Origin of the sequence: Streptomyces liliiviolaceus (assembly GCF_018070025.1) — a bacterium.
Lineage (GTDB): Bacteria > Actinomycetota > Actinomycetes > Streptomycetales > Streptomycetaceae > Streptomyces > Streptomyces liliiviolaceus.
Window position 1 is genome coordinate 17,140 of record NZ_JAGPYQ010000003.1, and the last position, 26,941, is coordinate 44,080.

Sequence of the window (26,941 nt, forward strand, 5' to 3'; positions counted from 1 at the left end):
CGGAGGCCTGTACGGTTCGTTATTTTCAAGCCAAAGCCCGGCGATGTCCGGGTAAGTGAGCTCTGGCGTGGTCGATCACGTCGCGCATTCGGCACAGTACGACGCTTTTCGACGCCCACACGGCTTCCCGCAACAGTTCCCGGGGCAGTCCGGCCCCGATCGCACCGAAGTCACTGTCATCGAGGGAGATGTCCTGATACGTAATCCAATTTCCCTTGTCCTCGACCACGCAGCGGTACGCACGCTTCGGCGGCCTGGGACGCATCAGATACTCGGCGTAGTGCAAGGCACTGCACGCCTCGAACCCGACCCGTAACAGCAAGATCTGCGCATCGGCCGCATACAACTTCGCCATGGGCGAGAGCCTGCCGAGATGGCTGCGCACAGGATGCCGCCTGAGCAATGTCTTTGCCTGCGGGCCCAGCCCGGCCAGCGAGGTCTGCGGATGGGCGCTGCGCACGGCCCCACGGGTGGTCCACGTGCATTCGGCTAGGGCCCCCATGGTCGGGCACGCCGTCGCCTGTGGATCGAACGGCGGCATTGACATGCGGTATTGCGTCACTTCCGCCTCACTCATGCCTGCAACAACGTCTTGGTATGCACGCGAGGTATCGGAATTTTCCGGCGTGAAGGTCGGCACGATCAAAGTGCCGGCCGGGCCGAGCGCGGTCCGCAGAGCGTCGCGCACCAGCCGAGGGTCGGCCCCGGTGCCACTGAGCGAGGCATGCACCATCAGCACACCGCCCCTGCGTACACCCAACGTCTTCAACAGGTGGTCGACTTCGAGCGTGCAGGTGGTGCCGATCGCGGGGTCGGCCATGGGGTCAGCCACAGCCTTCTGCCCACTGTGACCAAAGCTGTGCCACCAACACCGCCCCCGTGGGCGTCAGTTCGTGCTCAGGCAACAGGGTGAGGGCCGTAAGGGCAGGCGCCGCACCAGCGTACGATTTCCTTCCCAGTTCCTCGTCCGCCCGCTCCAGGAGGGCGCCCGCCGGGCCACCCGGACGGTGCAGGTCCGCCGTTTCCCGCAGGGCGGCCAACCGGGCTCGCCGCCCGATGCGCGGCAGTTCCCGCACGAACTCCTCAGGTTCCACGTCGACCGCCACACCGAGCGCCCCGACCCCATGACTGCCCAAGAGCAGCCCGCTGCCGGCCGCGAGCGGGGTCAAGGTGACGGGGCGGAACGCATCGGGTCCTGACGACTCCTTGTCCAGCAACTCGTACGCCCGCGTCAGCCGGTCACGGAAATCGCCGCTGTCCGACGGCCCCGCAACGGGCGCGGGATAGCAGTCGCGGTAGGGATCGGCATCGTCGACGAGCGGGCCGTCCTGCCCCCACAGCCGCTCCAGGGCGCGCCAGCGCGCGTCAACAGGAGCCTCGTCCAGATGTATCCACAACCACGCCAGACCCTCGTCGGGCCCGCCGTGACTGCGTACCCTGAACGCGTCGGGCGCGACCTCGACCTCGACCCGCCCCGAAGCGGAGAGCTGGTAGGTGCCCAGGGTCGGCAGGTGCAGCCGGGTATCTGGGTTCACCCAGGTGAGACTGGCCTTCACGCCTGCGCGCAGCGCTGCGGCGACGACCAGCGCCATGAGCCAGGCGACATCGGCGGAACCGTGAAAGGAACGCACCAAACCGGTGCGCACATAAGGGTGCGCGAGGACCTCGTTCAGGTGCGGAGCTGTGTTCGGGTCCTTGTCCAGGTCCAGCAGGAGCTGCCAGGCATCGGTCCAGTCCGGCTGCGTGGCCAGCAGGTCGTGCACCCGGCGCAACAGCATCCGGTCCAGTTCCAACTGGGCCCAGTGCAGTTCGCTGGTGTTCAGGACGGCCCGGGCGAACGTGCGGACGGTCGACCGGTCGCCGATTCCTTCGATCAGAGACTGCAAGTCAGCGCAGAACACACTGGGGTTGTCAAACAGGCGTTCGGAGCTATAGCGGTGCCCATACAGTCCGCCTCCGCAGGACTGCACCACCGGGCAGCTGCGGCAGGTCTCGCTGAGACCTTTGATGCCCAACTGCCGTGCTCGGACACCGGGATGTGCCGCGAACTCCGCGAAACCGTGCCGGAAAACGTCGTATCCCGTCTCGGGGGCACCCGAGTAGGCGGTCTTGAGCCAGTCTGCCTGCTCGAAGGTGCCATCAGTCTCGATCACGGCGAGATCACTGGGCGCGAGTCCCAGGGCTTCGGTGAGGCTCGGTCCGCCGCGCTGGGTGCTGAGCACCGATTCGAATGTCCGGACAGGCGTTTTGCGGCCCTGCTGATCCCACCGATCGAAGATGGCGAGCAGCCAATCAGCATAAGGCGTTCTGGTGCCGGACGGGTTGGGTGGAGGGCTGTCCCATGTGGAGTGCGGGAGAAGGTAATCGATGCGAGGTGGATCGAGGGCGGTGATGGCGTCATGCACGGTGACGGGATCATTCGCTACGTCTACGGTGCACAACACACCACTGAAGAGGTGGCGGTACTCCGGTTCCTGAAGTAAACGGATCCCGCGCACCACCCGGTCGTAACTGCTGCGTCCCCGGCGATCGACCCGATGGCGGTCATTGGCCGCACGGTCGCCGTCCAGCGACACACTGACGTGGACTCCGAACTCTCTGCAGACGTCCAGATGGCGTCTGTTGAGGGTCACCGCATTGGTGTGCAAGCGCAAGTCGAGCGCAGTGACGGGAGTCAGCGTGCGGGTCAACTCCGCACAGATGTTTTTCAGCCGGGTTGGTCCCACCAGAAGTGGCTCACCCCCGTGCAGGATCACGGAGATGGACTCCAGAGAACGTGCCGAGGCGTATTCGGTGAGCCGCGCGGCGACGGAGCGGACCGTGTCCGGCCGGATGAAGGTCGGACGGGCCTGCCAGCTCTGGTCGGCATGCTGATATACGTAACAGTGGTCACAGAGCAGATCGCACCTACTGTGGATCTTGAGGACCAGCTGTCTGAGAGGTGGATTGCCGGATGGCTGACTCTTCACCGCGTAATTTTGGCAGACCGCACGCGTCAAGACATACCAAAACCTTCGGCTGCAGGGGGCGTTGACGCGCCTTCAGGCCACTGAAATGGGTGCGCGCGGTGGGGGTGCCGCCGGACGCACCCACGCCAGGGTGAAATTTTGCGCCGTTCGGCGTCAGAACGAGGAATTGAACCTGATCGTCCGGTTCACGCGAAGATCGAGCGTATCTGTCGAACGGTGGACGGCCCGTTCGACATTGCGGGTCGAAGAGGGATCGATGTCCATCAGGAGGGTGGCCCTGAAGGCCGCCATCGGCATGGTCGAAGGACGCTTCACTGGCGTCACCGAAAGGTTCGTCATGGTCGTCACGTAGCTCCGGTTCGGATGGGGCGAACCCATCGGGTACCCAGTCGTGGGTTTGGTCTGGACCCTATACCAGCCAACCAGTGGGAGCGGCCCTGCACAGGGCTGGCTCTTCCCTTTCCCTGCTTCCTACGCTGGGACCCCAGGCGCGATGAAATCAGGGGGCGTGATGAGGGCCGCAATGACTCCGGTGCCAAGCACGACCTTGGGCGAAGGGGACGTACCACTCCTCTACCGGCAAAGTGACGAACGCGCATTACGTCATCAGAGTGAGTCCATCCGTTCCGTACGCAAACACTTGATCGTGCTTCTGCTGGCGACGGCTGCTGCTGTCATGGCGGAGCAGGTGCCCAGTCACGTCGGAGCGCCGTGCGCCGTTGCGCTGTACGGGCTGACCATCGGCATTGGCTTGTATTCCTCCAAGCGGCGAGCTCGCGCACGCTGGCAGACACACCGAGCGGCGGCTGAGTTGATGAAGTCGCTGGCCTGGCAGTACATGGTGCATGGAGGGCCGTTTCACTCCCGCGTCGCCGATCCTGACGCGTTGTTCGCCGAGCGGGTTGAGGAACAGTTGCGGGAGTTACGTACATGGGGTTGGGAGGACACCCGGGACGGGGCTGATGAACGGGGGGCGGGCCAGATTACGCCTCGGATGCGCGCAGTGCGGGCAAAGTCCTTCATGGCACGCCGAGACATCTATCTGCGTGACCGTCTTCTCGAACAATCGATTTGGTACAGAAACCATGCGATGCGAACCCATCGCGCTTCGGCACACTGGTCAACTGTCACTGCACTGCTGACCCTGCTCGCCCTGGCCGCGGCTGTTCTGAAGAGTCTCGGGTTCATCGAAGGCTGGGACCTGGCCGGCTTGCTGAGCGCGGGCGCGGCGGCGGGTGTCGCGTGGCAAGAAGTGCGTCGGCATCGGCCGCTCACGCACGCGCACTCCTTGATCGAGCAGGACTTGGAGACGGCAGGGATAGCGATGTCCACCACGGTGACGCAGGCAGGCTGGGCCGATGCTGTGGCGCAGACGGAACGGCTGGTATCGCCGGCGCATACAGAATGGCTGGCAAGGTTCGGTGCGTGAAGAGACAAGAACCGAACCTTGCGAGCCCAAAGTTCAAAAGACCATGTCAATCTCGTTCAATACCTCTCGGCCACATGATCGCAACCGGGACGCCTTGGCGGTGTGCGTAGGCCACCACATCGCCGGTGCCGCCCAGACCACGGGCCGGACGCCCGTCCCAGACGGCGACCAAGAGATCGCAGTGGTCGACGATCCAGCGGCCCGCCGCGAAGTACGCTTGCTCATGCGTTGGTTCAAGCGGCAAATCAACACGATCCGCACAAGAACTGAGGATCCTGCGATACACGGACCGCGCTGCGTCATCGTCGAGGTGGGCCTCGTGATCCATACCTGGAATCACCGCCGTCACCGGAATGCCGCTGTCCAAGGCGATGTCCGCGAACAACTGGTCAGCGCCGGCAGCGAGACTACTGATGGCTCTCACGCCACCGTCGCTGAGCTGTCTACGTATGCCTGAACGCACCGACGGCAAGGCAGCAACGGGAATCGCACGGTGCCCAGTGACGCCGATCCGGGTGAAGCCAGTACGGGCCGACGCGTTTCCGGCGGGACCGGTTCCGATCGTTCGGGCCGCCGCGGCTCCGGTCGTCACGAGAACGCCTTCCTATTGCTGTCGAGGATTCCCACCGTAGCGTCGCCCTCGAAGAATGCGCAGGGGCGCACGTGCCCACAAACGGCTACCACCTCACGGCCGTCCCGCACCTACATCGCCATGTACCGACGGCCGCACGGTGGCCCACCGGTCTGTGCCGCTCTAGTGATGTCAGCCCGAGATCCGTCGCTCCCTGACGATGAGCGGTGCCCGACGCGCTACGGCCAACCAAGCGCGAGACGGCACCCTCAAGTGATCGACGAACCACCTTCGGACTATCATGTGATCGTGCAGGTGCAGGTGCAGGTGCAGGTGCAGGTGCATAACTGTGGGTTCTCGCCAGCTCAGCAGGACGAGATCTGAAGACGCCGCCGCGAGGGGCAGTCGTTCAGCTTGATCGGAGGGGCAGTCGAGGCACCGATGCAGCACGCCCGCCGGTTCCTGCATCAGAGCGGCGACGTCCGCCTCGCTCCGCAAACGCGTTCAGAGCGGCATCTGAGCGGCATCTGCGCGGCAGCGAACGTGAGGAGATCTCCCGCAGCCTCGCCGCCGGGGAATCGACCCGGCAACTGGCCGAGCGGCTGGGCCGATCTCCTTCGACCGTCTCGCGCGAGATCGCCCGCAACGGCGGCGGGACCGCTACCGGGCCACCACGGCCGATGCAGCCGTCTACGAACGCGGGCCCCGCCTCAAGCAAGCTCGCCCAGCGGCCCGCTCTACGCGCTCTGGTCAAGCCACGCTGGCTCTGTGCTGGTCACCCGAGCAGATCGCAGGGTGGCTGCGGCGGCGGCAGCTTCCTGGTGACGCCTTCACGCAGATCACGGACGAACAGAAAGCAGCAACCTCCTGTGTCTGCCACACCCCACCAGACGGCCCCTACGACACCACCCTCCCTGCGCGAAGCCGCCGTCCGCCGATTGCGATGCCTGCGCGACGCAGACAGCCTCACCCGCCACGGCATCCGCACCGTCGCCACCGCCTTCAGCGTCCACTGGCGCACCGTGCGCCGCTCAATGGACAACGCCGACGCCCACAACGGCACCTACACTCCACAAAGGCCGCCCGCACCTGCGTATCACCCCGGCCATGCACGACGCCCTGGCTCGCTGGCACGGCAACATCAACACGGCCTACCGGAGACTGAAGTTGAGGCCATGGACGGAGGGGCGACGGTGGGGGAGTGGTGGAATGGTTCGGACAAGATCTGTGCCACCGCGGTAAATTCCCGCGCGTGGGCGACCGCAGTGCCAACCAACAGTAGGCGGGGATGTGCGAGAGCTTCAATATCTGTCGATCGCGAAGCTCGATGACTTCTACGAGGCGTCACGAAGAAGACTCACCGATCGAGCTGTTGACGCCGAAGCCGGCATGCTGGGCACCAGCGCTCGCATCGCCCTGGGGGAGGGCGTGGCAGCGGAGCCAACGCCTGCCGAACGACTCGAGTCCGTCTTGGACCATCTCAAAAAACAGTGCTGGGCGCGCACCTGGGAGCCCGCAGCCTGCGCGCATCTCGGACTCGACGCCTGGCTTGAGTTCCGGGGCCCGTTCCGCTACGGCGCCGCAGTCAGTGATGTCGGATACGACGACCGTGGTGTGTTTGCCTATGCGTCGCTGGAAGAGCACCACTGCACGCACCGCGACGGCGAGTTCTGCCCTCACATCGAACTTCTGCTGTGCGGCTCAAAGCAGCATGTGAGAGACCACCGTGATCATCCGCCGACCAGGATGGGATCCGGCTCTGACTGGCTGCATGACATGGCAGCCGAACTCGTCCAACGAGAAGCAGATGGGGACACGACGCCCCTGGAAGCATTGGCTTCCACTGGCTTGCACGATCAAGAATTCGCGGCCAGGTCGGCCTTCTCCATGATCTCGCACTTCTATCGGATCCCTGGGTATCTACGGGGGCACGCCCGCGTGCTGTGCAATTTCCCACCGGAACGGCTGCGGCACCGGATGATCGTGGCCACCCCCTTGTACGTAGAGGTGGGCGTGCAGCCAGTTCCGTCGACACCCCAAATCGGTGGGCCTGAGCCCCGCAGACGCTGGTGGCGACCCCCAGGTATCACACGGGCCTAGGCAGTGTCTTCAAATGATCACCGTGATGGATCATGGTGTCGTGATACGTCGCCATGAACTGGCCGATGTTGAGTGGGAGTTCGTCCGGCCGTTGCTGCCCGTGTCGTTGCGGGGCCGGAAGCGGCTGGAGGACCGCAGGGTCCTGAATGGGATCGTGTGGAAGCTCCGGACCGGGACGGCCTGGCGGGATGTGCCCGAGCGTTACGGTCCGTGGGCCACGCTGCATACGCGTTTCCGCAGGTGGGCGGCGGACGGGACGTTCGACCGGATGCTGCAGGCCGCACAGGCGAAGGCGGACGCGGCGGGCGACGTCGAGCGGCTGGCGGCGGTGAAGGTGGTCATGCTGACGACGTTCGACCTCGACGAGTACGTGTACGGGGCCTTGCGAGCCGGTGCCACGGGCTTCCTCGTGAAGGACACCGAACCGGCGGAACTCCTGCACGCGGTGCGCGTCGCCATGCGAGGCGACGCGCTCATCAGCCCCTCCGTCACCCGCAGGCTCATCGCCGAGTTCGCCAACCGCCCGGACCCCACCCGACGTCCCGACCGGCGCCTCGACGCGCTGACCGGCCGCGAACGCGAAGTCATGCGGCTGATCGCCGCCGGATGCACCAACGCTGAAATCGCCGCACAACTGGTGGTCTCACCTTTGACCGCGAAGACCCACGTCAGCCGCATCATGGCCAAACTCGGTGCCCGGGACAGGTCCCAAGTCGTGGTCATGGCCTACGAGTACCGCATGGTCAGCCCCGGTCGGCTCACCGACTGAAACCTGCACGGCGACACCGGCCCGCGCCGCCCGCAGACACCGCAGCCCCCCCCCGTCCGTCCTGGGCATCGATCCGATGCCCGGACGCGAGCCGGGCATCGGGTCGGCCACGCTCAGGGGCGAACCCCGCAACGGGACAGCAGGCACAGATTGAAGCCCTGGGTGTTGCTGGGGCCGGAGCTCTGCTCACCCGTGGACGATCCGCCTACCGAGCAGTCCGACAGCAGGCAGAGGTTGCCTCCCTGAACGCCGCGATAGGCGGTCGAGTACGTTCCCGGTGCCGAGGACGCGTCGCCGGGCCGGTCCGACGGTGCGGAGTGTGTCTGCCGACTGCTCGCTTCCTCCGGTGTGGCCGCTCCGGCGGATGCCGCAGCCCCTATCAGCAGCGCGGCGGCGGTGGTGGACACAGCGCCCCATCGCAGGACAGTGGTAGGCAGGTTCATGGACCCTCCAAGGCCTTGTTCGGCAGACAGTTCGTCATGAGGGCTCCGAGGCCGGGGGGTCGGGCGGCTTGGTCGCCGCGGGAACATTCTTCGATATGCGGATGTACGCGCCAGCGAACTGCAAAAGAACAGACCCTGCGGTCGTGTCGTGCGTCACAGCACCAATCCGACATCTCTGTGGTCACGGACCACTTGTGTGAAGGGTTTCCGGGCTACGTCGACGTCCTGGGAATCGGAGACGCGCAGGTGCATCCCTGCGCACAGGCATTCGCAACCGTGATGCGGAATGAAGGGCCGGGGTGGGAGGACACCTGAACCAGCGCGGTCCACGGCACGAGCCGGCCATGTGCCGCCAACCGTGGAGCTGCTGGCTCAGCGGACCCATGCATGCCGGATTCGGACCCGTTGCCGACTGTCAGTGGCGCGGCCTGCGCAGGACTTCCACAGAGGTGAAAACACGTGAACGACGCACCGCACACCGACCTTTCGACCGGGCGGCTGCCCTTGACGGCGGCGCAGCGGGGGCTCTGGTTCGCCCAGCGGATGGACGCGGAGAACCCGTCGTGCAACGTGGCCGAGTACGCGGACATCGACGGGCCGGTCGACCCGGAGACGCTGCGGGCGGCGGTCGGGCGGGTGACGGAGGAGTGCGAAGCGCTCCGGGTGACGTTCGGCGACCGCGACGGAGTGCCCTTCCAGCGGATCCGTTCCCGGGCCGGCATCGACGTTCCGCTGGTGGATCTGTCCGGGGCCCAGGACCCGCGCGGTGAGGCTCTGCGGCGTATGGAGTCGGATCTTCGGCGGCCCGCCGACCTTGTCGCGGGGCCGCTGGTGAGGATGACTCTGTACCGGCTGACGCCGACGCGTCATCTCTTCCATCAGCAGGTGCACCATCTCGCGATCGACGGATTCGGGGCCGTGCTCGCGCTCGGCCGCATCGCCGAGGTCTACACCGCGCTGCTCTGCGGCAGCGAGCCGGTACCGGGCCCCGCAGGCACCCTTGAGGCGGTCCTCGACGAGGAGCGCGCCTACCGGGACTCGCCGCAGCTGCGCCTCGACCGGGAGTTCTGGGCGCGCCACCTGGCCGACGCTCCGCCTCCGGTCGGGCTGGGCGATGTCCGGCGCCGTCCCGGGCCCGCGGCACTGCGGGTCGGCCAGGACTTCGACGGCGCCCGGGTGGAGCGGCTGCGCGCGGCGGCCAGAGAGGCCGGTGTCGGCTGGCCGACGTTCTTCATGGCGGCCATGGCGGTCTACCTCCACCGCAGCCGCGGGCTGGGCGAAGTGGTGCTGGGTCTGCCGGTGACCGGCCGGCGCACCGCTCTGACCCGGACGACGCCGGCCATGCTCAGCAACGTCCTGCCGATGCGGCTGCGGATATCGGCGGCGGACCGGGTGGCCGACGTGGTGAAGCGGGCGTCCGCGCAGGCCCGTGAGGTGCTGCGCCACCAGCGCTATCCCTCGGAGGACCTGCGCCGCGATCTGGGCATCATCGGTACGGACATGCCGCTGACCGGGCCGTCCGTGAACGTACTGGCCTTCGACGACACACTCGGCTTCGGCCCCGCCGCCGCGACCCTGCACAACCTGTCCGTCGGCCCCGTCGAGGACCTGGCCGTCGCGGTCCACGCCTCGTACGCCGACGGCGGTCTGCGCGTCGACCTGCTGGGCAATCCGGGGCTGCACACCCCGCGGGAACTGGCGGGGCATCACGAACGGCTCTGCCGGCTGCTCGACGCCTTCGCGCAGGACCCGGAACGCGCCATCGGCTCGCTGCAGTTCGTCGGCGCGGACGAACGCCGCGAGGTCCTCGCTCTCGCCTCACAGGGTTCCTCCGGTGCGGCCCGCACCGCCGATGACCACGCTCCCCTTCCCGAGCAGCTCGCGGAGCAGGCGCGGGCTTCCCCGCGCGAGACGGCGGTCGTCTGCGGTACGGCACGGCTGTCCTTCGCCGAACTCGACGCCCGGGTCGACGTACTGGCCGGTGTGCTGGCCGGGGCGGGTGCCCGCCCCGGCACGCGCGTGGCCGTGGGCCTGCCCAGGTCCACCGATCTCGTGGTGGCGATGCTCGCGGTGATGCGGACCGGCGCCGCCTATCTGCCGCTGGACCCGTCGTACCCCGTGGACCGGCTCGCCTTCATGATCGGGGACTCGCATCCCGTGGCGCTGGTCGCGAACGCCGACACGGTGGGCGTCGTCGATCCGCGGCGTGAACTGCGCCTCGTCGACCCGGCTCTCGCCGAGCAGGAACCGGATGTCGCCGCCCCGTGCCGCCCGGGCGGCCGTGACGCCGCGTACGTCATCTACACCTCGGGATCCACGGGCCGGCCCAAGGGCGTCGTGGTGGAACACCGCTCGCTCAGCAACCTGCTCGACCATCACCGCAAGGACGCCTACGCCCTCGCCGAGCGGACCCTGGGGCGCAGGCTGCGGGTCGCGCTGACCGCCGCCACCTCGTTCGACGCCTCGTGGGACCCGGTGCTGTGGATGGTCGCGGGCCATGAACTGCACATCGTCGAGGACGGCGTCCGCCGTGACCCCGAGGCGCTGGTGGACTTCCTGGTGGCACAGCGCATCGACGCCATCGAGACGACGCCCGCCTACCTGCGGCACATGCTCGACGCCGGTCTGCTCACCGCGTCCGGCCACCGGCCCCGGATCATCGCGCTGGGCGGTGAAGCGGTCGACGAGGAGCTGTGGAACGAACTCGCCGTCCAGGCCGACCTGCTCGTCTTCAACTTCTACGGGCCCACGGAGACCACCGTCGACGCGACGACCAGCCGGATCACCGGCGGCAGCCCGGTCATCGGCCGGCCGATCGCGGGTGCCCGCGTCTACGTGCTCGACCCGTCCCTGCACCCCCTGCCCCACGGCGCCGTGGGCGAGCTGTACGTCTCCGGTGAGGGCGTGGCGCGTGGCTACACGGGCCGGCCGGGGCTGACGGCGGAGCGCTTCCTCCCGGACCCGTTCGGCCGGCCCGGCGACCGCATGTACCGCACCGGCGACCTGGCCCGCTGGAGCGAGAGCGGATCGCTGGTGTTCCTCGGGCGCAGCGACCGCCAGATCAAGGTCCGCGGCCACCGCGTGGAGACCGGCGAGATCGAGTCCGCGCTGCGTGCCCTGACCGGCGTCACCGGGGCCGCGGTCACGCTCGCCCCGTCCAAGGACGGCGTGGAGCGGCTCACCGCCTACCTCGTACGGGCCGACGCGCGGGACGCGGCACCGGCGGACCTCGATCTCGCCGAGGTGCGGGACAGCCTCGCCCGGACGCTGCCCGAGCACATGGTGCCCACCGCCTACGCGGTGGTACCGGAACTGCCGCTGACCCCCAACGGGAAGCTGGACGCCGACCGGCTGCCGCGGGCCCGGCCGGTGTCCTCGCGCGGCGGCGATCCGCGCACCCCGGACGAGAAGCGGATGTGCGAGGTCTTCGCGGCCTGTCTGGAGCTGCCCCGGGTCGGCCGGGACGACAGCTTCTTCCTGTTGGGCGGGCACTCCCTGCTGGCGACGCGGCTGGTGAGCCGGATCCGCCACGCCTTCGGGGTGGAACTGCCGATCCGCTCCTTGTTCGAGGCGCCGACCCCGGCGGGACTCGTCGGGCAGCTGGCCACCGCCGCGATCGCCCGGCCGCCGGTGCGAGCGGCGCGGCCACGTCCCGGCCGGCTGCCGATCTCCTTCGGGCAGCAACGGCTGTGGATCCTGCACGAGGTGGACCGGGACTCGGACGCCTACCACCTGCCGGTCGCTCTGCGGCTGTCGGGCCCGCTGGACACGGAGGCGCTGGCCATGGCACTGGCCGATCTCACGGAACGGCACGAGAGTCTCCGTACGGTCTTCGCCGAGGACGCGGACGGCACCCATCAGCGTGTCCTGCCGCCGGAATCCGCCCGCCCGCCGCTCACGATGATGCCCGCCCCGGGGGCCGTGACGCCGGAGCCCGACCGCACCCCGTTCGACCTGAGCCGTGATCTGCCGCTGCGCGCCCAGCTGTTCCCGACCGCGCACCACGAGCACACCCTCGTCCTGACGCTGCATCACATAGCCGTCGACGGCTGGTCGTTGGGCCCCCTGATGCGCGACCTCTCCGCCGCGTACGCCGCCCGCGCCGCCGGCACACTGCCGGACCTGGACCCGCTGCCCGTCCAGTATGCCGACTACGCGCTGTGGCAGCGGGCCCTGCTCGGGGACCCCGGGCGGGCGGACAGTGTCGCGGGGCGTCAGCTCGCCCACTGGTCGGCGGCCCTCGACGGCCTGCCGCAGGAGGTGACGTTCCCTCTGGACCGGCCGCGCCGGGCCCAGGGCCCGGGCCGGGGCCAGAAGGTGCCGGTCACGATCGACGCGGCCACGCACCGCGCCCTGGTGCGACTGGCGGCCGACTGCGGTGCCAGCACGTTCATGGTGCTGCACGCCGCGCTGGCCGCCCTGATGTCCCGGCTGGGCGGGGGAGAGGACATCGCGATCGGAACCCCGGTGGCGGGCCGCACCGACGAGGGGCTCGCCGACCTGGTGGGCTTCTTCGTCAACACCCTCGTACTGCGGACCGACACATCGGCGTCCCCCACCTTCCGCGAGCTGGTCGAGCGGGTCAGGCACGCCGACCTGGCGGCCTACGCCCACCAGGACCTGCCCTTCGAACGCATCGTGGAGGAGATGACGCCCGAGCGGTCCCTGTCCCGTCATCCCCTCTTCCAGGTCATGTTCAGCCTCAACAACACGCCCCCGCCCCGGCTCTTTCTCGACGGACTCACCGTCCGTCACGAGAGCGCGATCGGTGGCGCCGGGGCGAAGTTCGACCTCACCTGGGACCTGGCCGAGCGGCACGACGGCGAGGGTGCTCCTGCTGGGATCGTGGGTGAACTGGAGTTCAGCCAGGACCTCTTCGACCGCGGGACGGCCGTCCGCTTCGCCGAGCATTTCTCCCGGCTGGTCGGTGCGGTCCTCGCCGCCCCCGACCGTCCGGCCGCCGACGCCGAGTTCCTCACCGCGAGCGGGCGCGCCGCGGCGCTGGGGGAGCTGCCGCCGGCCTCCACGGCACCCACGACGTCCTCCGCGGCCCGGTTCAGTCCCGCCCGCCGGGAGCGGGACGGCGTGGGCGAGGACATCACCGTCATGGACGTGTTCACCACGCGCGCCACCCTCCAGCCGAACCGCACCGCCGTGATCGCCGCGGACGGCCGGCTCACCTTCGGTGAACTCCTGGAACGGAGCGAACAACTCGCCCGCACCCTGCAGGACCGCGGAGTCGCGGCCGGCGACCGGGTGGCGGTGGCCATGCCGCGCGACACCTCCCACATCGTGGCGCTCATGGGAGTGCTCCGCTCCGGAGCGGCCTACGTACCTCTGGACCTCTCGCACCCCCGCGCCCGTATCGAGGCGATCCTCGGCTCGGTGGCTCCCCGCCTCCTGCTGACCACCACCGAGGCCGGCCGCGCTCTCCCCGCCACGACGGAGCGGCTCCTCCTGGACGGCCCCCGGCCCCCGCACCCGGCCCATGGCACGGCCCCGGCCGGGCCGCGGCCCCACGACGTGGCCTACGTGCTCCACACCTCGGGATCCACCGGTACGCCCAAGGGTGTGGCCGTGGAACACCGTGCGCTGCTGAACCTGTTCGCAGGGCACGGCGAGCGGCTGATGGGACCCGCCGAGGCGGAGAACAACGGCCGGCCGCTGCGGGTCGCGCTCACGGCCGCCATGACTTTCGACGCGTCCTTCGACCCGCTGCTCTGGATGATCGCCGGACACGAACTCCACCTGGTGGACGACGACACGCGCCGCGACCCCGAGGCACTGACCGCGCTGATCCACGACACCTGCATCGACGTCGTCGAAACCACGCCGTCCTTCCTCGAACAGCTCAGGGCCTGCGGGCTGTTCGCCCCCGGCCGTCCCCGCCCCCGCGTGCTGGCCCTGGGCGGCGAACCCCTCCGCGACGCGCTGTGGCAGGAACTGGGCGCCCTGCACGATGTCGCCGTCTGGAACCTCTACGGGCCGACGGAGACCACGGTGGACAGTGTGATGGGACGGGTCGTCTACGGCACCCGCCCGCATCTGGGCAGCGCTGTCGCGGGGATGCGTGCCCGCGTCCTCGACACCCGGCTGCGGCCCGCCGCCCCGGGCGCGACCGGTGAGCTGTACCTCAGCGGCCCGGGGCTCGCGCGGGGGTATGAGAACCGCTCCTGGGACACGGCGCGGCGTTTCCTCCCGGACCCCTACGGGCCGGCCGGAACGCGGATGTACCGCACCGGTGACCTGGTGCGGCGCCGGCAGGGACTCCTTGAATACGTCGGACGTGCCGACGGCCAGGTCAAGGTGCGGGGCTTCCGTGTCGAGACCGGGGAGATCGAGACGGTCCTCGGTGCCCACCCGGACGTCGCCCAGTCGGCGGTTGCCGTCCGTCCCGATCCGCACGGCGAGGGACGCCTGAGCTGCTGGGTCGTCGCGTGCGACGGACAGAAGCTCTCCCCGCCGGCCCTGCGCGCCTTCATGGCCGACCGGCTCCCGTCCTACATGGTGCCGAGCACCGTCGTCCCCGTGGCCGCGCTGCCGCTCACCGCCCACGGCAAGGTCGACTTCACCGCCCTGCCGTCGCGGGCCGATGAATCCGCGGGCCCGGAGACGGAAGGAGCGGACGGACCGGAGCGGGCGGACGGAGTGGAGGACACCGGTCCACCGCGGTCCGCGCAGGAGGAGATCCTGTGTGCCCTGTTCGCCGAAAGCCTCGACCAGCCGCGCGTCGGCCGCGACGAGGACTTCTTCGAACTCGGCGGGCACTCGCTGCTGGCCACCCGCGTCATCAGCCGGATCCGTTCGGTGTTCGGCGTCGAGCTGCCGGTGCGCTCCCTGTTCGAGTCGACGACCCCGGCTGCTCTGGCCGAACGCCTGAACGTGGCCGACACCGCACGACCGGCGCTGCGGCGCACCCGCAGGCCCGCCCGCCCGCCGCTGTCCCCGGCACAGCAACGGCTGTGGTTCCTGCACGAACTGGACCCCGGCTCCGCCGCGTATCACATCAGCGTCGCCGTGGAACTGCGCGGCACCCTGGACCGGCCCGCCCTGCACCGCGCCCTCGCGGACGTGGTGGCCCGGCACGAGAGCCTGCGCACCCTCATCCACACCGACGGCCAGGAGCCCTACCAGGCCGTGCTCGCCCCCGGCGACGCGCGCCCCGACCTGCCGACCACCCGGCTGCCCGCCGCGGACCTTCCCGGAGCCCTGCGCACCGCGGCACGCGGGCCCTTCGACCTGGCGCACGAGATACCGCTGCGCGCGGACCTGTTCCAGTGCGCCGAGGACCGGCACACACTGCTGCTCACCGTGCATCACATCGCCGCCGACGGCTGGTCGATGGGCCCACTGGCCCAGGACCTGGCAGGCGCCTACGCCGCACGGACCGCGGGACGCGCGCCCAACTGGGCCCCGCTGCCCGTCCAGTACGCGGACTACACGTCGTGGCAGCACGACCTGCTGGGCAGCGCCGGCGATCCGCGGTCCCTGGCCACCGAGCAACTCGCCTACTGGAAGGGCGTGATGGCCGGGGCGCCCGAGGAGACCTTGCTGCCCGTCGACCGGCCCAGGCCGGCCGTGCCCACCGGCCGCGGCGCCACGGTCCCCTTCCAGCTGCCGCCCGCCACCACGGCGGCCCTGTCCCGGCTGGCCGGCACGTCGTCCACCAGTACCTTCATGGTCCTGCACGCCGCGCTCACCACCCTGCTGCACCGCGTCGGCGCCGGCGACGACATCACCATCGGTACACCGGTCGCCGGCCGCACGGACGAAGCCCTCGATCCCGTCGTCGGATTCTTCGTCAACACCCTCGCGCTGCGCACGGACGCCGGCGCCGATCCGACCTTCGGCGAACTGCTCGCCCGGGTGCGCGACACCGACCTCGGCGCCTACGCCCACCAGGAGCTGCCCTTCGAGCGCCTGGTGGAGGAGGTGCGGCCCGCCCGGTCCCTCAGCCGTCATCCCCTGTTCCAGGTGATGCTCACCCTCAACAACACCCGTCAGCCCCGGCTCGACCTGCCGGGTCTGCAGGCGGAGATGGAAGGAGTCGACACGGCGGGCGCCAAGTTCGATCTCTCCTTCAGCTTCACGCAGCGTCAGGGTCCCGGCCCGGGGAACGACGTCATCGACGCCACGGTGGAGTTCAGCGAGGACCTCTTCGACACCGCCACCGTGCGGCGCATGACGGACTGGTTCCTGCGGCTGACGGCGCAGGCCGTGACCACGCCCGGCACCCGGCTGTCCGACCTGGAACTGACGGACGCTCCGGAGCGGGCCCGCCTGCTGGCCCTCGGCCGCCCGGACGCAGCCGCGGCCGCCGGCCCGGCCGCGTCGACCGTCCTCGGCCGGTTCGCCGAGACCGTCGCCCACGCCCGCAGCGGCGACATCGCCGTGACCGCGCCCGACGGCCTGGCGTCGTTCGCCGAACTCGACGCCCGGTCCGACCGCATCGCCGCACTCCTGAGGACATCCGGAGCGGGCCCCGGCGATCCCGTCGCCGTCCTGCTGCCCCGTTCCGTCGACTCGGTGGCGGCGCTGCTCGGCGTGTTCAAGGCCGGCGCGGTCTGCGCGCCCCTGGACACCGGACTCCCGGCCGGGCGTATCGAGGCCGTCCTGGACGACGTCCGCCCCGCGCTGGTCGTCGCCACCGACGCCACGGCACACCTGATCCCCGGAATGTGGCCCCGCCTGCTCCTCGACCACCCCGAGCCTGCCCGCCTGCTGCGGGCGCCCGCATCGTCGGCCCGCACGGCGCCACCCCTGCCGGGCGCCGCCGCCTACCTCATCCACACCTCGGGCTCGACCGGGAAACCCAAGGGCGTACGTGTCGGACATGCCTCGCTCGCCCGGCTGCTGGAGCACCACCGGACGCACACCTTCGCCGCGGCCGTACGGGCCGGCGGGCGCAAGCGGCTGAGGGTGGCCCTCAGCGCCGCGCTCTCCTTCGACGCGTCCCTCGACCCGCTGCTCTGGATGATCGACGGGCATCACCTGCATCTGCTCGACGACCTCACCCGCAGGGACGGCGAAGCACTGGTCGACGCGGTGCGCACGCGGCGCCTCGACGTCCTGGAGTCCACCCCGACCCACATCCGCCAGCTCCTGGACGCGGGCCTGCTCGACCCGGACGCCTCCCACCGGCCGACGGTCGTGATCCTGGGCGGTGAAGCCGTCCCGGCCGCACTGTGGACCACCCTGCGCGCCGTCCCCGACGTCCAGAGCTGGAACTTCTACGGCCCCACCGAAGCCACCGTCGACACACTCGTGGCGGCCGTGCGCGACACCGACCGGCCGGTGCTCGGCACACCCGTGACCGGCACCCGGGTGGCTCTGCTCGACGCGCGCCTTCGCCCCGTACCCGTCGGGATCGTCGGCGACCTGTACCTGGCCGGCGACAGCCTCGCCCACGGCTACCACAACCGGCCGGCCGAGACCGCGGGCAGCTTCGTTCCCGACCCCTACGGACCGGCAGGCGCGCGCATGTACCGCACCGGCGACCGCGCGGTCCGCGCCGCCGACGGCTCCCTCGAATTCGCCGGCCGCGACGACGGCCAGCTCAAGATCCGGGGCTTTCGGGTGGAACCCGACGAGGTCGCGGCGGTCCTCGAAGCACACCCCGGCGTCCGCCGCACCGCCGTCCTGCCCCGCCCGGGCGGCACCACCACCGAACTGGCCGCCTACGTCGTACTGCACGAACGCACCGAGGACACCGGCACCCCCGAGGAGCGGCTCACGGCACTGCGCGAGTACGCCCTTACGCAGCTGCCCGCCTACATGGTTCCCTCCCGATGGCTGACCCTGGAGCGGCTGCCGCTGACCCCGAGCGGAAAGCTCGACCGGAACTCCCTGCCGGATCCGGCACCCCTGACCCGGACCGACACCACGGGACGCAGCCCGCGCAACCCCCGCGAGGACGTGCTGTGCTCGCTGTTCGCCGAAGTGCTGGGCGTCGGACAGGTCCTCATCGACGACGACTTCTTCGACCTGGGCGGACACTCCCTGCTGGCCACCCGGCTCATCGGACGCGTCCGCGCCACCCTCGGCGTCGAGATCAGCATCCGCAGCCTCTTCGAGGCACCCACCGTGGCGCTCCTCGCGGAGCGCCTCCTCGACCCGGCCCAGGACAACCCGCTGGCGACCCTCCTGCCGCTGCGCACCACCGGCAGCCGGCCGCCGCTTTTTTGCGTCCACCCGGCCGGCGGCCTCGCCTGGTCCTACGGCGGGCTGCTGCCCCATCTGGACCCCGACCAGCCGGTGTACGGACTGCAGACCCCCAACCTCGACGGCCGCGCACCCTTCCCCGACAGCATCGAGGCCATGGCGGCCGGTTACGTCCAGGAACTGCGCACCGTCCAACCGCACGGCCCCTACCACCTCTTCGGCTGGTCCTTCGGCGGGAACGTCGTCCAGGAGGTCGCCGTCCAGCTCCAGGAGGCCGGCGAACAGGTCGCACTGCTGACCATCCTGGACGCCTTCCCGCTCGCTCCGCTCGACGACCTCGACAGCGCGAGCCGCGACACCGTCTTCCGCGCCCTGCTGTCCAACATGGGCGTCGGTGCGGACGGCCTCGACACCGACGGGCCCGTCCAGGCCTCCGCGGTGCGCGAGGCGTTCCGGCAGGCGGGCAGCCCGCTCGGCTCACTGGAACCGGCCACCATCGACGCGATGGTCGACAACTTCGCCGGCCAGTCCCGGCTGATGAGGAACTACACGCCGCGCACCTTCCACGGCCCGGCCCTGTTCTTCACCGCCGTCGAGGGACGCCCCGCCGACACCTTCGGCCTCGACCTGTGGGCGCCCTACATCGACGGCCCCGTCGAGAACCACGACGTGCCCTGCGCACACGCCCAGATGATGCAGCCCCAAGCACGGGAGCAGATCGGAACGACCCTGGCCGCAACCCTGCGCGCCGGGCACCGGCCCACACAGGGAGACCCCTCATGACCAACCCCTTCGACGACCCCCGTACCCAGCACCGCGTCGTCGTCAACGACGAGGGCCAGCACGCCCTGTGGCCGTCCTTCGCCGAGGTGCCCGCCGGCTGGGAAGCCGTCTTCGGCCCCGCCGAACAGGCCCCCTGCCTGGAATACGTCGAACTGCACTGGACCGACCTGACCCCCCGGAGCGCCCGTATCAGCGTGGCCTGACAGCCCCCGGGGTCCGGCCCCACCACGACGAAAGGCAGCGATGACTCAGCGGACCGACGAGCCCGCGATACGCGCCGAAGGGCTCACCAAGCGCTTCGGGGACAAACAGGCTCTCGCCGGCGTGGACCTGGAAGCGGCCCCCGGCACGGTGCTCGGGGTGCTCGGCCCCAACGGAGCGGGCAAGACCACGACCGTGCGGGTGCTGTCCACGCTGCTCAGAGCCGACAGCGGCCATGCCTGGGTGGCCGGACACGACGTACGCGAGGACCCGGAGGGCGCCCGCCGCAATCTCGGGCTGTCGGGCCAGTACGCCGCCGTCGACGAGAAGCTCACCGGGCGGGAGAACCTCTACCTCGTCGGCCGGCTGTACGGGATGGGACGGCACGCGGCCAGACGCCGGGCGGGCCAACTGCTCGACGGTTTCGACCTCAAGGACGCCGCGGACCGGCGCAGCGGAACCTACTCCGGCGGTATGCGCCGCCGCCTCGACCTCGCGGGCGCACTCGTCGCCCGGCCGTCCGTCGTCGTTCTCGACGAGCCGACCACGGGTCTCGACCCGCGCGGACGCGCCGACACCTGGACGTCCATCCAGGAACTCGTGGCGGCCGGCACCACCGTGCTGCTGACCACGCAATACCTCGAAGAAGCCGACCAGTTGGCCGACACCATCGCCGTCATCGAGGGCGGCCGGGTCATCGCCCGCGGCACGGCGGCCCAGCTCAAGGCACGGGTGGGCGGCGAGCGCCTGTCCCTGACCGTGCCCGCGGCCCACCAACGGGCACCGGCCGCCGAGATCCTGGACGCCCTGGGACCTCACGTCCCCGCCCTCGACGCCCGTACGGGCCGCTTCACCGTCGCCACCGACCACGGTGCCGCCAGTCTCGAATACGCCCTCGGCTGCCTGCGCCAGTTGGACATCGAGGTGCGGGACGTCGCACTGGCGCCACCCACACTCGACGACGTCTTCCTGACCCTGACCGGTCGACCGCGGACCGCCGGCGAAGGCGCCGTCGCACCACCGATGGAAGGAGCCCGGTGAACGCCGTCGGCCGCCTGGCCCGCGACTCGTCCATCGTGGCCTGGCGCAATCTGCTCAACCTGCGCCGCACCCCGGGCTCGGTCATCGCAGCGCTCGTGCAGCCGGTCATGTTCGTCCTGCTCCTGGCGTACGTCTTCGGAGGCAGCCTCGGCGGAGCCGACTACCGCACCTTCCTGATGGGGGGCATCTTCGCCCAGGCCGTCACGTTCAATGCCGCGTTCACCGCCCTGGGGCTCGCGAACGACATGGACAAGGGCATCGTGGACCGCTTCCGCTCCCTGCCCATGCCCCGCATGGCGGTACTCCTGGGCCGAACCCTGTCGGACCTGACCATGAGCAGCGTCACCCTGATCGTCACCTCGCTGTGCGGCCTGCTGGTCGGCTGGCGCATACACGCCTCCGTCACCGACGCGCTCGTCGGCTTTCTCCTGATCCTGTTCTTCGCCTTCGCCATGTCCTGGGTCGGAGCAGCGATCGGGCTCCTCGCCCGCAGCGTCGAAGTGGCCCAGAGTGCCGGCCTCATCTGGCTCTTCCCTGTCACCTTCGTGTCGTCGGCGTTCGTCTCCACCCACACCATGCCCGGACCGTTGCGCACCGTGGCGGAATGGAACCCTGTCTCAGCGACGGCGACAGCCGTGCGTCAGCTCTTCGGAAACCCGCCACCCGGCGGCATCCCGGTCAGTACCGCCTGGCCCGTGGTCCACGCACTGCCTTACGCCCTTGGCTGTGCCTGCCTCATCACAATGGCCTTCATGCTGGTGTCTCTGGCCAGGTTCCGCAGGGTGACTCTGGGATGAGAACCGCAGGCCCCGGTGTGCAGAAGGCTGTTGTGCTCCTTCAGCGGATCGTCAGGTGGAGTAGTGGGGAACCGGCGTGCCTGGGTTCGGCATCCCGGGATGAACACGAAGCCGGGGCGCCCCTACGGCCGAAACCCTGCCTGGGAGGCCCCTCCGGCGGCCGTTGACACCCCCCCGGCACACTCCTCCTCCACCACCGCTCCGTTAATCGAGGTGTGAAGTGGTGGTGCTAGTCACGGAGTTCCGCATCGACAGGCGAAACTGAGTCCCTGCCTTCCAGCAGATCGTGCAACAGGCCAAGCAGGCCAAGCAGGCCAAGCAGGCCAAGCAGGCCCTGCAGTTGGGCGTACTGGTGCCGGGCGACCGGCTGCCGACCGATCGACACCTCCCTGCCGGACTGGCGTGAACGCCTTCCCAGCGATGCAGGAGAGGCATTCGCCACCTTCCTCGACCGCTTCGGCTCCCAACGTTCCAAGGCTGAACGCTTCCTGCGCCCGCTCGCCTGCGCCCAGGGTGCGGGCCTGCCGTGGTCCACCCTCTGGGCACCGCTCGCCGAAGCCCGCTCCGGCGAGCGGTGCTCCAACGGCGACCTCGACGGGCTGCACATCCACGCGGGCGCCTACATCACCGAAAGCCCTTCACCGGGTACTTCCAGCCGACGTGGGCCGTTGCGCGAGAGACCCTCGACGCGGATTGCACCGAGGAGACGAGTTGATCACAGAGCACCAGCAGAAGCTGCGCGCTCGGTGCTTTTCGCACGCCTCAAGATCGTTTCTCACGGGTGGGGGTGTGGGCGGACATGTGAAGACACATCACAGTGGGGAAGTCTGCAGTGTGGCGCTGTTTGAAGGCCGGTCGGTGGGTCGTTCTGGGGTGTCACCAGTGGGTGAGGGCGCCCAGGCAGATGTAGCGGTCTTCGTGGATGTTTTTTTCGTCTTTGTCGGATTTTTCGGTTCCGAGGTTCACGTGGACGCCTGCGGGTTCGAGTGTTTCGCGTAGGCGTTGCCGGAATGGTTTGCTGATGAAGTTGTGGTGGAGGTCGAGTTGTTTGAGGTGGGTGAGGGGCTGGCCGGAGAGGAGGGCTGCGGCGCCTTCGTCGCCCAGGGTGCCTTTGGACAGGTCGAGGACCTCAAGTTGGGCGACTACCGGGGCGGAGGCGACTGCGGTGGCGATGTCGTCCTGCAGGTCGCTGTTGGTCAGGGCCAGGTGCCGCAGCCGGGGCAGCCGGGTACCGGAGAGGATGTCTTCCAGATCGGTGACCTCGCAGCGAAATCCGTATTCCTCGCTGCCCAGCCACAGTTCGAGATGCTCCAGCGCAGGCAGGTCGCTCGCTGCCACGCCGCGGACGATGTCGTAGGGCAGTTCGCAGCTCTGCACGACGAGCCTGCGCAGAGCGTCATGGCGCAGGGCGGGAAACTGCAGCGTCCCGCCGGTCTGTCCCTGATCGTCGCGCACCCCGGCGCGCATGCCGAACTCCTCCAGCGCGGGAAAGGCAGCCAGCAGGGGTGAGACATCGCTCTGGTGGATCCGGCTGAACTTGCACTCTTCCTCGGTGATGTCGCCGAGGAACAGCGCCCGCAGCGCGGGTAACTGCTCACGTGCCGCCAGCAGAGCTGCGACGACTTCCGAGGAGTCGGTGTCCTCCATGTCCTCCCAGTTGCCGGCGATCAGGGCCCGGACCTGCGTGACGTCAATTTCGGCGCAGAAGCGGTCGAAGGTCTCGTTCCACAGCTCTTCGTCGACCTCCCACCGCGGGTAGCCGATCCGCCAGGCCACGGCGCCGGGCTTCACGGTCCCGGCAGCTTCTCCGGTCTGGGGAAAGAGCAGAGCCGGAAGACCGAACAACTCTTCCAGGTGGTTGTCGAAACACTTCATCCAGATCGCTCCTGTCAGATGATGTGGCCGGGATACCGCACGCAGCAGTAGTTCTAGCAGCACCCACTGACTCCTCATGCGATCTGTCAAACCGTGAGAGCGCTGGGGGCACGAGTCCATAGGTCCGACGCCACCGCTGCGCGGACTTCCGGCTTCTTGGGCGAAGTTCCGGCGAAATGGAATGTCCGCATGTGGGATGACCGCCGACGGGAAAAGGAGGTCCGTCTTCTATGCCCCTCGGTAGGTTCTCCCTCCTCGTCGCGGCAGTTGGGTGGGTGTGTCGTGTGTGTGGGGCCGTCGTCTCGATGGCGAGGTGGAGTTCTGTCCGTACGGTTGCGGAAGCCAGGTCGAGGGAGAGTGTTTGGCTGCATCGGTTGAGCCAGTGGGTGAGGGTGCTGCGGCTGAGGCCGAGTTCGGTGGCGGCGGGGGCGGTGCGGCCGCGGTGGTTGAGCCAGCAGCGCAGGGCGATACGCAGCGGCTGGTCCAGTGGTTTGAGAAGGGCCGAGGCCCAGCGCTGAGCCTTGTCGGGGTCGAGCAGTTCGGCGGGTATCGGGGGTTCGGGGCCAAGGGGTGCGGACAAGTCGGCCCCTGTGGGAGTGGTGGGGGCTCGTAGGGCGAGCAGGAGTTGTGCCTGGATGGTGGGGTGGTCGAGTTCGGCGGCCAGGCGTGTGCTGATCGCGCGCAGCCGGGTGCGGACGGTGCCTTCGGAGGTGCCGAGCACGGCTGCGGTGGTGTGGGCGGATCCGGAGCGCAGGTAGGCCTCCAGTGTCCGGTGCTGTTCTCGGTTGAGGGGGGTGAGGATGGCGGTGGCCCAGGTGGTGAGCCGGTCGGCGGGCACGGTGTGGAGGAGCCCGTGCGGTCCCAGGGAGGTGGCTGTGGAGGCCAGGGCTCCGGCGGTTGCACGGTGTCGTGCGTTGCCTGCTTCGGTCCACGCGGTGGCGGTCATGTCCAGCGGCGCGGGGTCGGAGGCGCCGGCAGCCAGTTGATGCCGGTTGGCCATGTCCGCAATCAGTGTTCGGGCCGCACGGAGGTCGTGGGTGAGGCTGTGGAGGGCGATGACCGCCAGTTCGTTGCCCTCGGCATGGACAACTGCATGAACCGCGTCCTGGACCTCATCCGGGAGCTCTGGTCTGGCCGCTGGGGAGCCCGTGGGCGGCCCGTCGGGGGAGCGAGGCGACGGGTACCGCGACTGCAGCGACGCGATCCCGCTGCTTGTACACGATCCTTCCCCGCCTCCAGGCCGAAGGGCCGCTGGGGGCGGTGCGGTGGCGGTGTGGCCACCGCGCGTGGCAGACGCTCACCGACGTCCTCGTCAATGGCGACGGCATCGAGGTGTGGCAGCGCCGCGACGCCCGAACGCCGCCGCCGCGCACGATCCCGGTGAGCATCAACAACCAGACGGTCCAACTGCCCGAGCGGGAGATGACCGGTCTGGAGATCAAGCAGGCGGCCGCCGCGCAGGGCCTGCCTATCGACACCGGCTTCCAACTCTCCGTCAAGCACGGTCACCGCTACAACATCGTCGGGGACACCGACACCGTCGGGATCCACCGCAACCTCGAGTTCCTCGCCGTTCCTCCGGACGACAACTCGTGACCACGCACCCGGCGACGTCCGCCCCGATCGATACAGCTCTCACCGAGCTGCGTGCGCACTTCGGGGCGGACACCGTCACCACCACACCTGACGGGTCCGGAGGCGTCTACGCCGTCATCAGCGATCTGACCGTCGGCCCCGCTTATACCCCCGCACAAACCTGGCTCGGCTTCCAGATTTCCGCTGCCCACCCTGACGCGGACATCTACCCCCACTACACCGGCATGCTCAACCGCACCGACGGCCAACCGCACGGTCAGGCGATCCAGCCCGTCACCTGGCAGGGGCGCCCCAGCGAGCCGGCCCTGCAGATCTCCCGCCGATCCAACCAGCGAAACCCCGCGGTCGACACTCCCGTGAACAAGGCATTGAGGATGATCCTGGCATTGCTCATCGAGCAGTGAACCCGCCCGCCGCTGGAGCCAGCCTGACCGTGCCCGCTCGACTCTGGCAGCAACTGACCGATCACCTCTTCCCCGGCGACCACGCGGCCCACGGCGCTGCCCTCCTCGCCGGATGGACCCACGGACCCCGAGGCCCTCGATTCCTGGCCCGCGAACTGATCCTTGCCCGTGACGACATCGACTACGGGCCCGGCACCACCGGCCACCACGCCCTTTCCGCCGCCTTCGTCCGCGACAACATCCTGCGCGCCCGCGACGAACACCTCGCCTACATCGCCGTCCACAACCACGGCGGCACCACCCGCGTGCAGTTCTCGCCCACCGACCTGGCCAGTCACGAACGCAGCTACCCCACCCTGACCCAGATCAGCAACACCCCCGTGTGCGGACTCGTCCTCACACCCCAGGCCGCAGCCGGTGACCTCTGGTACCCCAACGGCACCCGCACCGACCTCACTGAAGTCGTCATCCCCGCCAACAACCTCCTGCGCCTACGTTCCGGACCCGCTGCAGCCAACACCTCAGACAGCAGCCCCACCTTGTACAACCGTCAGGTACGCATCTTCGGCGACCTCGGACAGCAGACCTTCCAGGCCATGAAGGTCGCCATATCGGCCTGGGCGGAGTCGGCAACCTGATCACTGAATACCTTGCACGCCTCGGTGTCGGCCACCTGGTCCTTATCGACGACGACACCGTCGCCGAGAGCAACCTGCCCCGCCTCGCCGGCGCCACCGCAGCTGACATCGGCCACCCCAAGACCGCCCTGGCCAGCCGACTGGCCAAGCAAGCACAGCCAGACATCGCTCTCACCGTTCTCACCGAACGCGTCGAACAACCCCACGCCCAAGCCGAACTGCGCGCATGCGACTGGCTCTTCCTCGCAGCCGACGGCGCGGCCGCCCGCCACTTCACCAACGCCGCCGTGCAGCAACTCCTCATCCCCGCCACCCAGGTCGGCGTAAAGATCCCAGTACGAGACGGAACAGTCGGACAAATCCACGCCGTCAGCCGACTCCTTCTCCCCGGTACCGGCTGCTTGTGGTGCGACGGACTGATCGATCCCACCGACCTCGCCATCGACATGCACGCTTCCACCGACCGGGCCGCCGCACAGTACGTCCCCAGCACACCAGCCGCCAGCGTCTTGCCTCTCAACGCACTCGCTGCGGCCGAAGCCGTCAACCACTTCATGCACGCCGTCAGCTGCCTCCACGACGACGACCTCGACCACGCCAGCGTCCTCCACCAGCCCCGCTCCCGCACCCGCGACCTCGTCAACTCCCGCACGGACCCCTACTGCCGATGGTGCTCCCCACGAGAGCAATTCGGGCTCGGAGACCGACCGACTGATGCCGGGCACCGGCATCTCTCCACTGGCGTTTTCTGACCATGAACGGGTGCATGAGGCGCCGATCTCGTCCAGCTGATTCACGCCCCAACAGTGGCAGACAACCAGTTCACGACAGTAGTGAATGGCGGGGACAGCATGGCAATGCCATGCCCAAGCCGTTACCGTGGAGGCATGGAAAGGGGCCGACCTGGATGGTCGGCCCCACAGACGGAGCAGGCCGCTGAACTAGGCGCACCTTGAAGCCACTTCCAGTGCCACCTGGAAGACTGCGACGACAAGGGACCAAAACGCCCAGTCCGGCGGCTGCTTCTCCCTCCCTGGCATGTACTCACCTCCTTCCGTCCACGTGACGCGGAAGGAAAGCAGCTCCGAGAGGGCTCAGCCGTCCCCCTCATTGTCGTCGAGGAACCGGGCAAGGCATGTCGACTTAGCGTCATTGGTTGGCGGA

At 69.1% G+C, this 26,941-nt stretch carries 15 protein-coding genes and 2 pseudogenes; 12 read left to right on the forward strand and 5 right to left on the reverse strand.

Translation table 11 applies throughout. The features are described from left to right. Window positions 1-25: 25 nt before the first annotated feature. Window positions 26-820 carry an AAC(3) family N-acetyltransferase gene (locus tag J8N05_RS46360; protein ID WP_247707037.1) on the reverse strand — a complete coding sequence of 265 codons (795 nt, stop codon included), beginning with the start codon at window positions 818-820 and terminating at the stop codon, window positions 26-28. 4 nt (window positions 821-824) lie between these two features. Next, complete coding sequence (gene fxsBH, locus J8N05_RS46365; protein ID WP_210894460.1) at window positions 825-2,969, reverse strand: radical SAM/SPASM protein FxsBH, inactivated beta-hydroxylase extension form; 2,145 nt, start codon at window positions 2,967-2,969, stop codon at window positions 825-827. A gap of 523 nt (window positions 2,970-3,492) precedes the next feature. On the opposite strand from fxsBH, the gene J8N05_RS46370 reads away from it, so the two are divergent. Then, window positions 3,493-4,398, forward strand: a complete 906-nt coding sequence (locus J8N05_RS46370; RefSeq protein WP_247707038.1) for a DUF4231 domain-containing protein — start codon at window positions 3,493-3,495, stop codon at window positions 4,396-4,398. A 46-nt stretch (window positions 4,399-4,444) separates the two neighbouring features. On the opposite strand, the gene J8N05_RS46375 is transcribed toward J8N05_RS46370, so the two are convergent. Next, window positions 4,445-4,960: a hypothetical protein gene (locus J8N05_RS46375; protein WP_210894549.1), complete on the reverse strand. Its 516-nt coding sequence runs from the start codon at window positions 4,958-4,960 to the stop codon at window positions 4,445-4,447. A gap of 348 nt (window positions 4,961-5,308) precedes the next feature. Between J8N05_RS46375 and J8N05_RS48345 the strand changes: the two are divergent. From J8N05_RS48345 to J8N05_RS46410, 7 genes and pseudogenes are all read left to right on the forward strand, one after another. Next, a pseudogene (locus J8N05_RS48345) lies at window positions 5,309-5,820 on the forward strand (transposase); the annotation flags it as partial. A gap of 439 nt (window positions 5,821-6,259) precedes the next feature. Next, the gene (locus J8N05_RS46385; RefSeq protein WP_247707039.1) at window positions 6,260-7,069 is read left to right on the forward strand and encodes an SAVMC3_10250 family protein; all 810 of its coding nucleotides are present in this window, start codon (window positions 6,260-6,262) and stop codon (window positions 7,067-7,069) included. A gap of 40 nt (window positions 7,070-7,109) precedes the next feature. Further along, the gene (locus J8N05_RS46390; protein ID WP_210894464.1) at window positions 7,110-7,838 is read left to right on the forward strand and encodes a transposase; all 729 of its coding nucleotides are present in this window, start codon (window positions 7,110-7,112) and stop codon (window positions 7,836-7,838) included. A gap of 902 nt (window positions 7,839-8,740) precedes the next feature. Further along, complete coding sequence (locus J8N05_RS46395; protein WP_282108213.1) at window positions 8,741-19,225, forward strand: non-ribosomal peptide synthetase; 10,485 nt, start codon at window positions 8,741-8,743, stop codon at window positions 19,223-19,225. Beyond that, entirely contained in the window at window positions 19,222-19,428 is a 207-nt protein-coding gene (locus tag J8N05_RS46400; protein WP_210894466.1) for an MbtH family protein, read from the forward strand. Before J8N05_RS46395 ends, J8N05_RS46400 begins: the two co-directional genes overlap by 4 nt. Window positions 19,429-19,468: 40 nt before the next feature. Continuing rightward, the gene (locus tag J8N05_RS46405) at window positions 19,469-20,467 is read left to right on the forward strand and encodes an ATP-binding cassette domain-containing protein (RefSeq protein ID WP_210894467.1); all 999 of its coding nucleotides are present in this window, start codon (window positions 19,469-19,471) and stop codon (window positions 20,465-20,467) included. Continuing rightward, window positions 20,464-21,264: an ABC transporter permease gene (locus tag J8N05_RS46410; protein ID WP_210894470.1), complete on the forward strand. Its 801-nt coding sequence runs from the start codon at window positions 20,464-20,466 to the stop codon at window positions 21,262-21,264. Before J8N05_RS46405 ends, J8N05_RS46410 begins: the two co-directional genes overlap by 4 nt. Before the next feature lie 876 nt (window positions 21,265-22,140). Here J8N05_RS46410 and J8N05_RS46415 read toward each other — a convergent pair. Further along, the gene (locus tag J8N05_RS46415) at window positions 22,141-23,139 is read right to left on the reverse strand and encodes an STM4015 family protein (protein ID WP_210894471.1); all 999 of its coding nucleotides are present in this window, start codon (window positions 23,137-23,139) and stop codon (window positions 22,141-22,143) included. A gap of 361 nt (window positions 23,140-23,500) precedes the next feature. After that, window positions 23,501-24,139 (reverse strand): annotated as a pseudogene (locus J8N05_RS48290) (helix-turn-helix domain-containing protein); the annotation flags it as partial. Window positions 24,140-24,351: 212 nt separating this feature from the next. On the opposite strand from J8N05_RS48290, the gene J8N05_RS46420 reads away from it, so the two are divergent. Genes J8N05_RS46420 through J8N05_RS47840 form a run of 4 tightly spaced genes read left to right on the forward strand, consistent with a single transcriptional unit; the run spans window position 24,352 to window position 26,529 of the window. Then, window positions 24,352-24,735 (forward strand): multiubiquitin domain-containing protein, encoded by a 384-nt coding sequence (locus J8N05_RS46420; protein ID WP_247707040.1) that lies wholly within the window; start codon window positions 24,352-24,354, stop codon window positions 24,733-24,735. After that, on the forward strand, window positions 24,732-25,139 hold the full coding sequence (locus J8N05_RS46425) for a hypothetical protein (protein WP_210894473.1): 408 nt from the start codon (window positions 24,732-24,734) through the stop codon (window positions 25,137-25,139). The genes J8N05_RS46420 and J8N05_RS46425 overlap by 4 nt, the downstream gene beginning before the upstream one ends. Before the next feature lie 29 nt (window positions 25,140-25,168). Beyond that, complete coding sequence (locus tag J8N05_RS47835; RefSeq protein ID WP_247707041.1) at window positions 25,169-25,777, forward strand: hypothetical protein; 609 nt, start codon at window positions 25,169-25,171, stop codon at window positions 25,775-25,777. Continuing rightward, window positions 25,777-26,529: a ThiF family adenylyltransferase gene (locus J8N05_RS47840; protein ID WP_247707047.1), complete on the forward strand. Its 753-nt coding sequence runs from the start codon at window positions 25,777-25,779 to the stop codon at window positions 26,527-26,529. The genes J8N05_RS47835 and J8N05_RS47840 overlap by 1 nt, the downstream gene beginning before the upstream one ends. Window positions 26,530-26,941 lie beyond the last annotated feature (412 nt).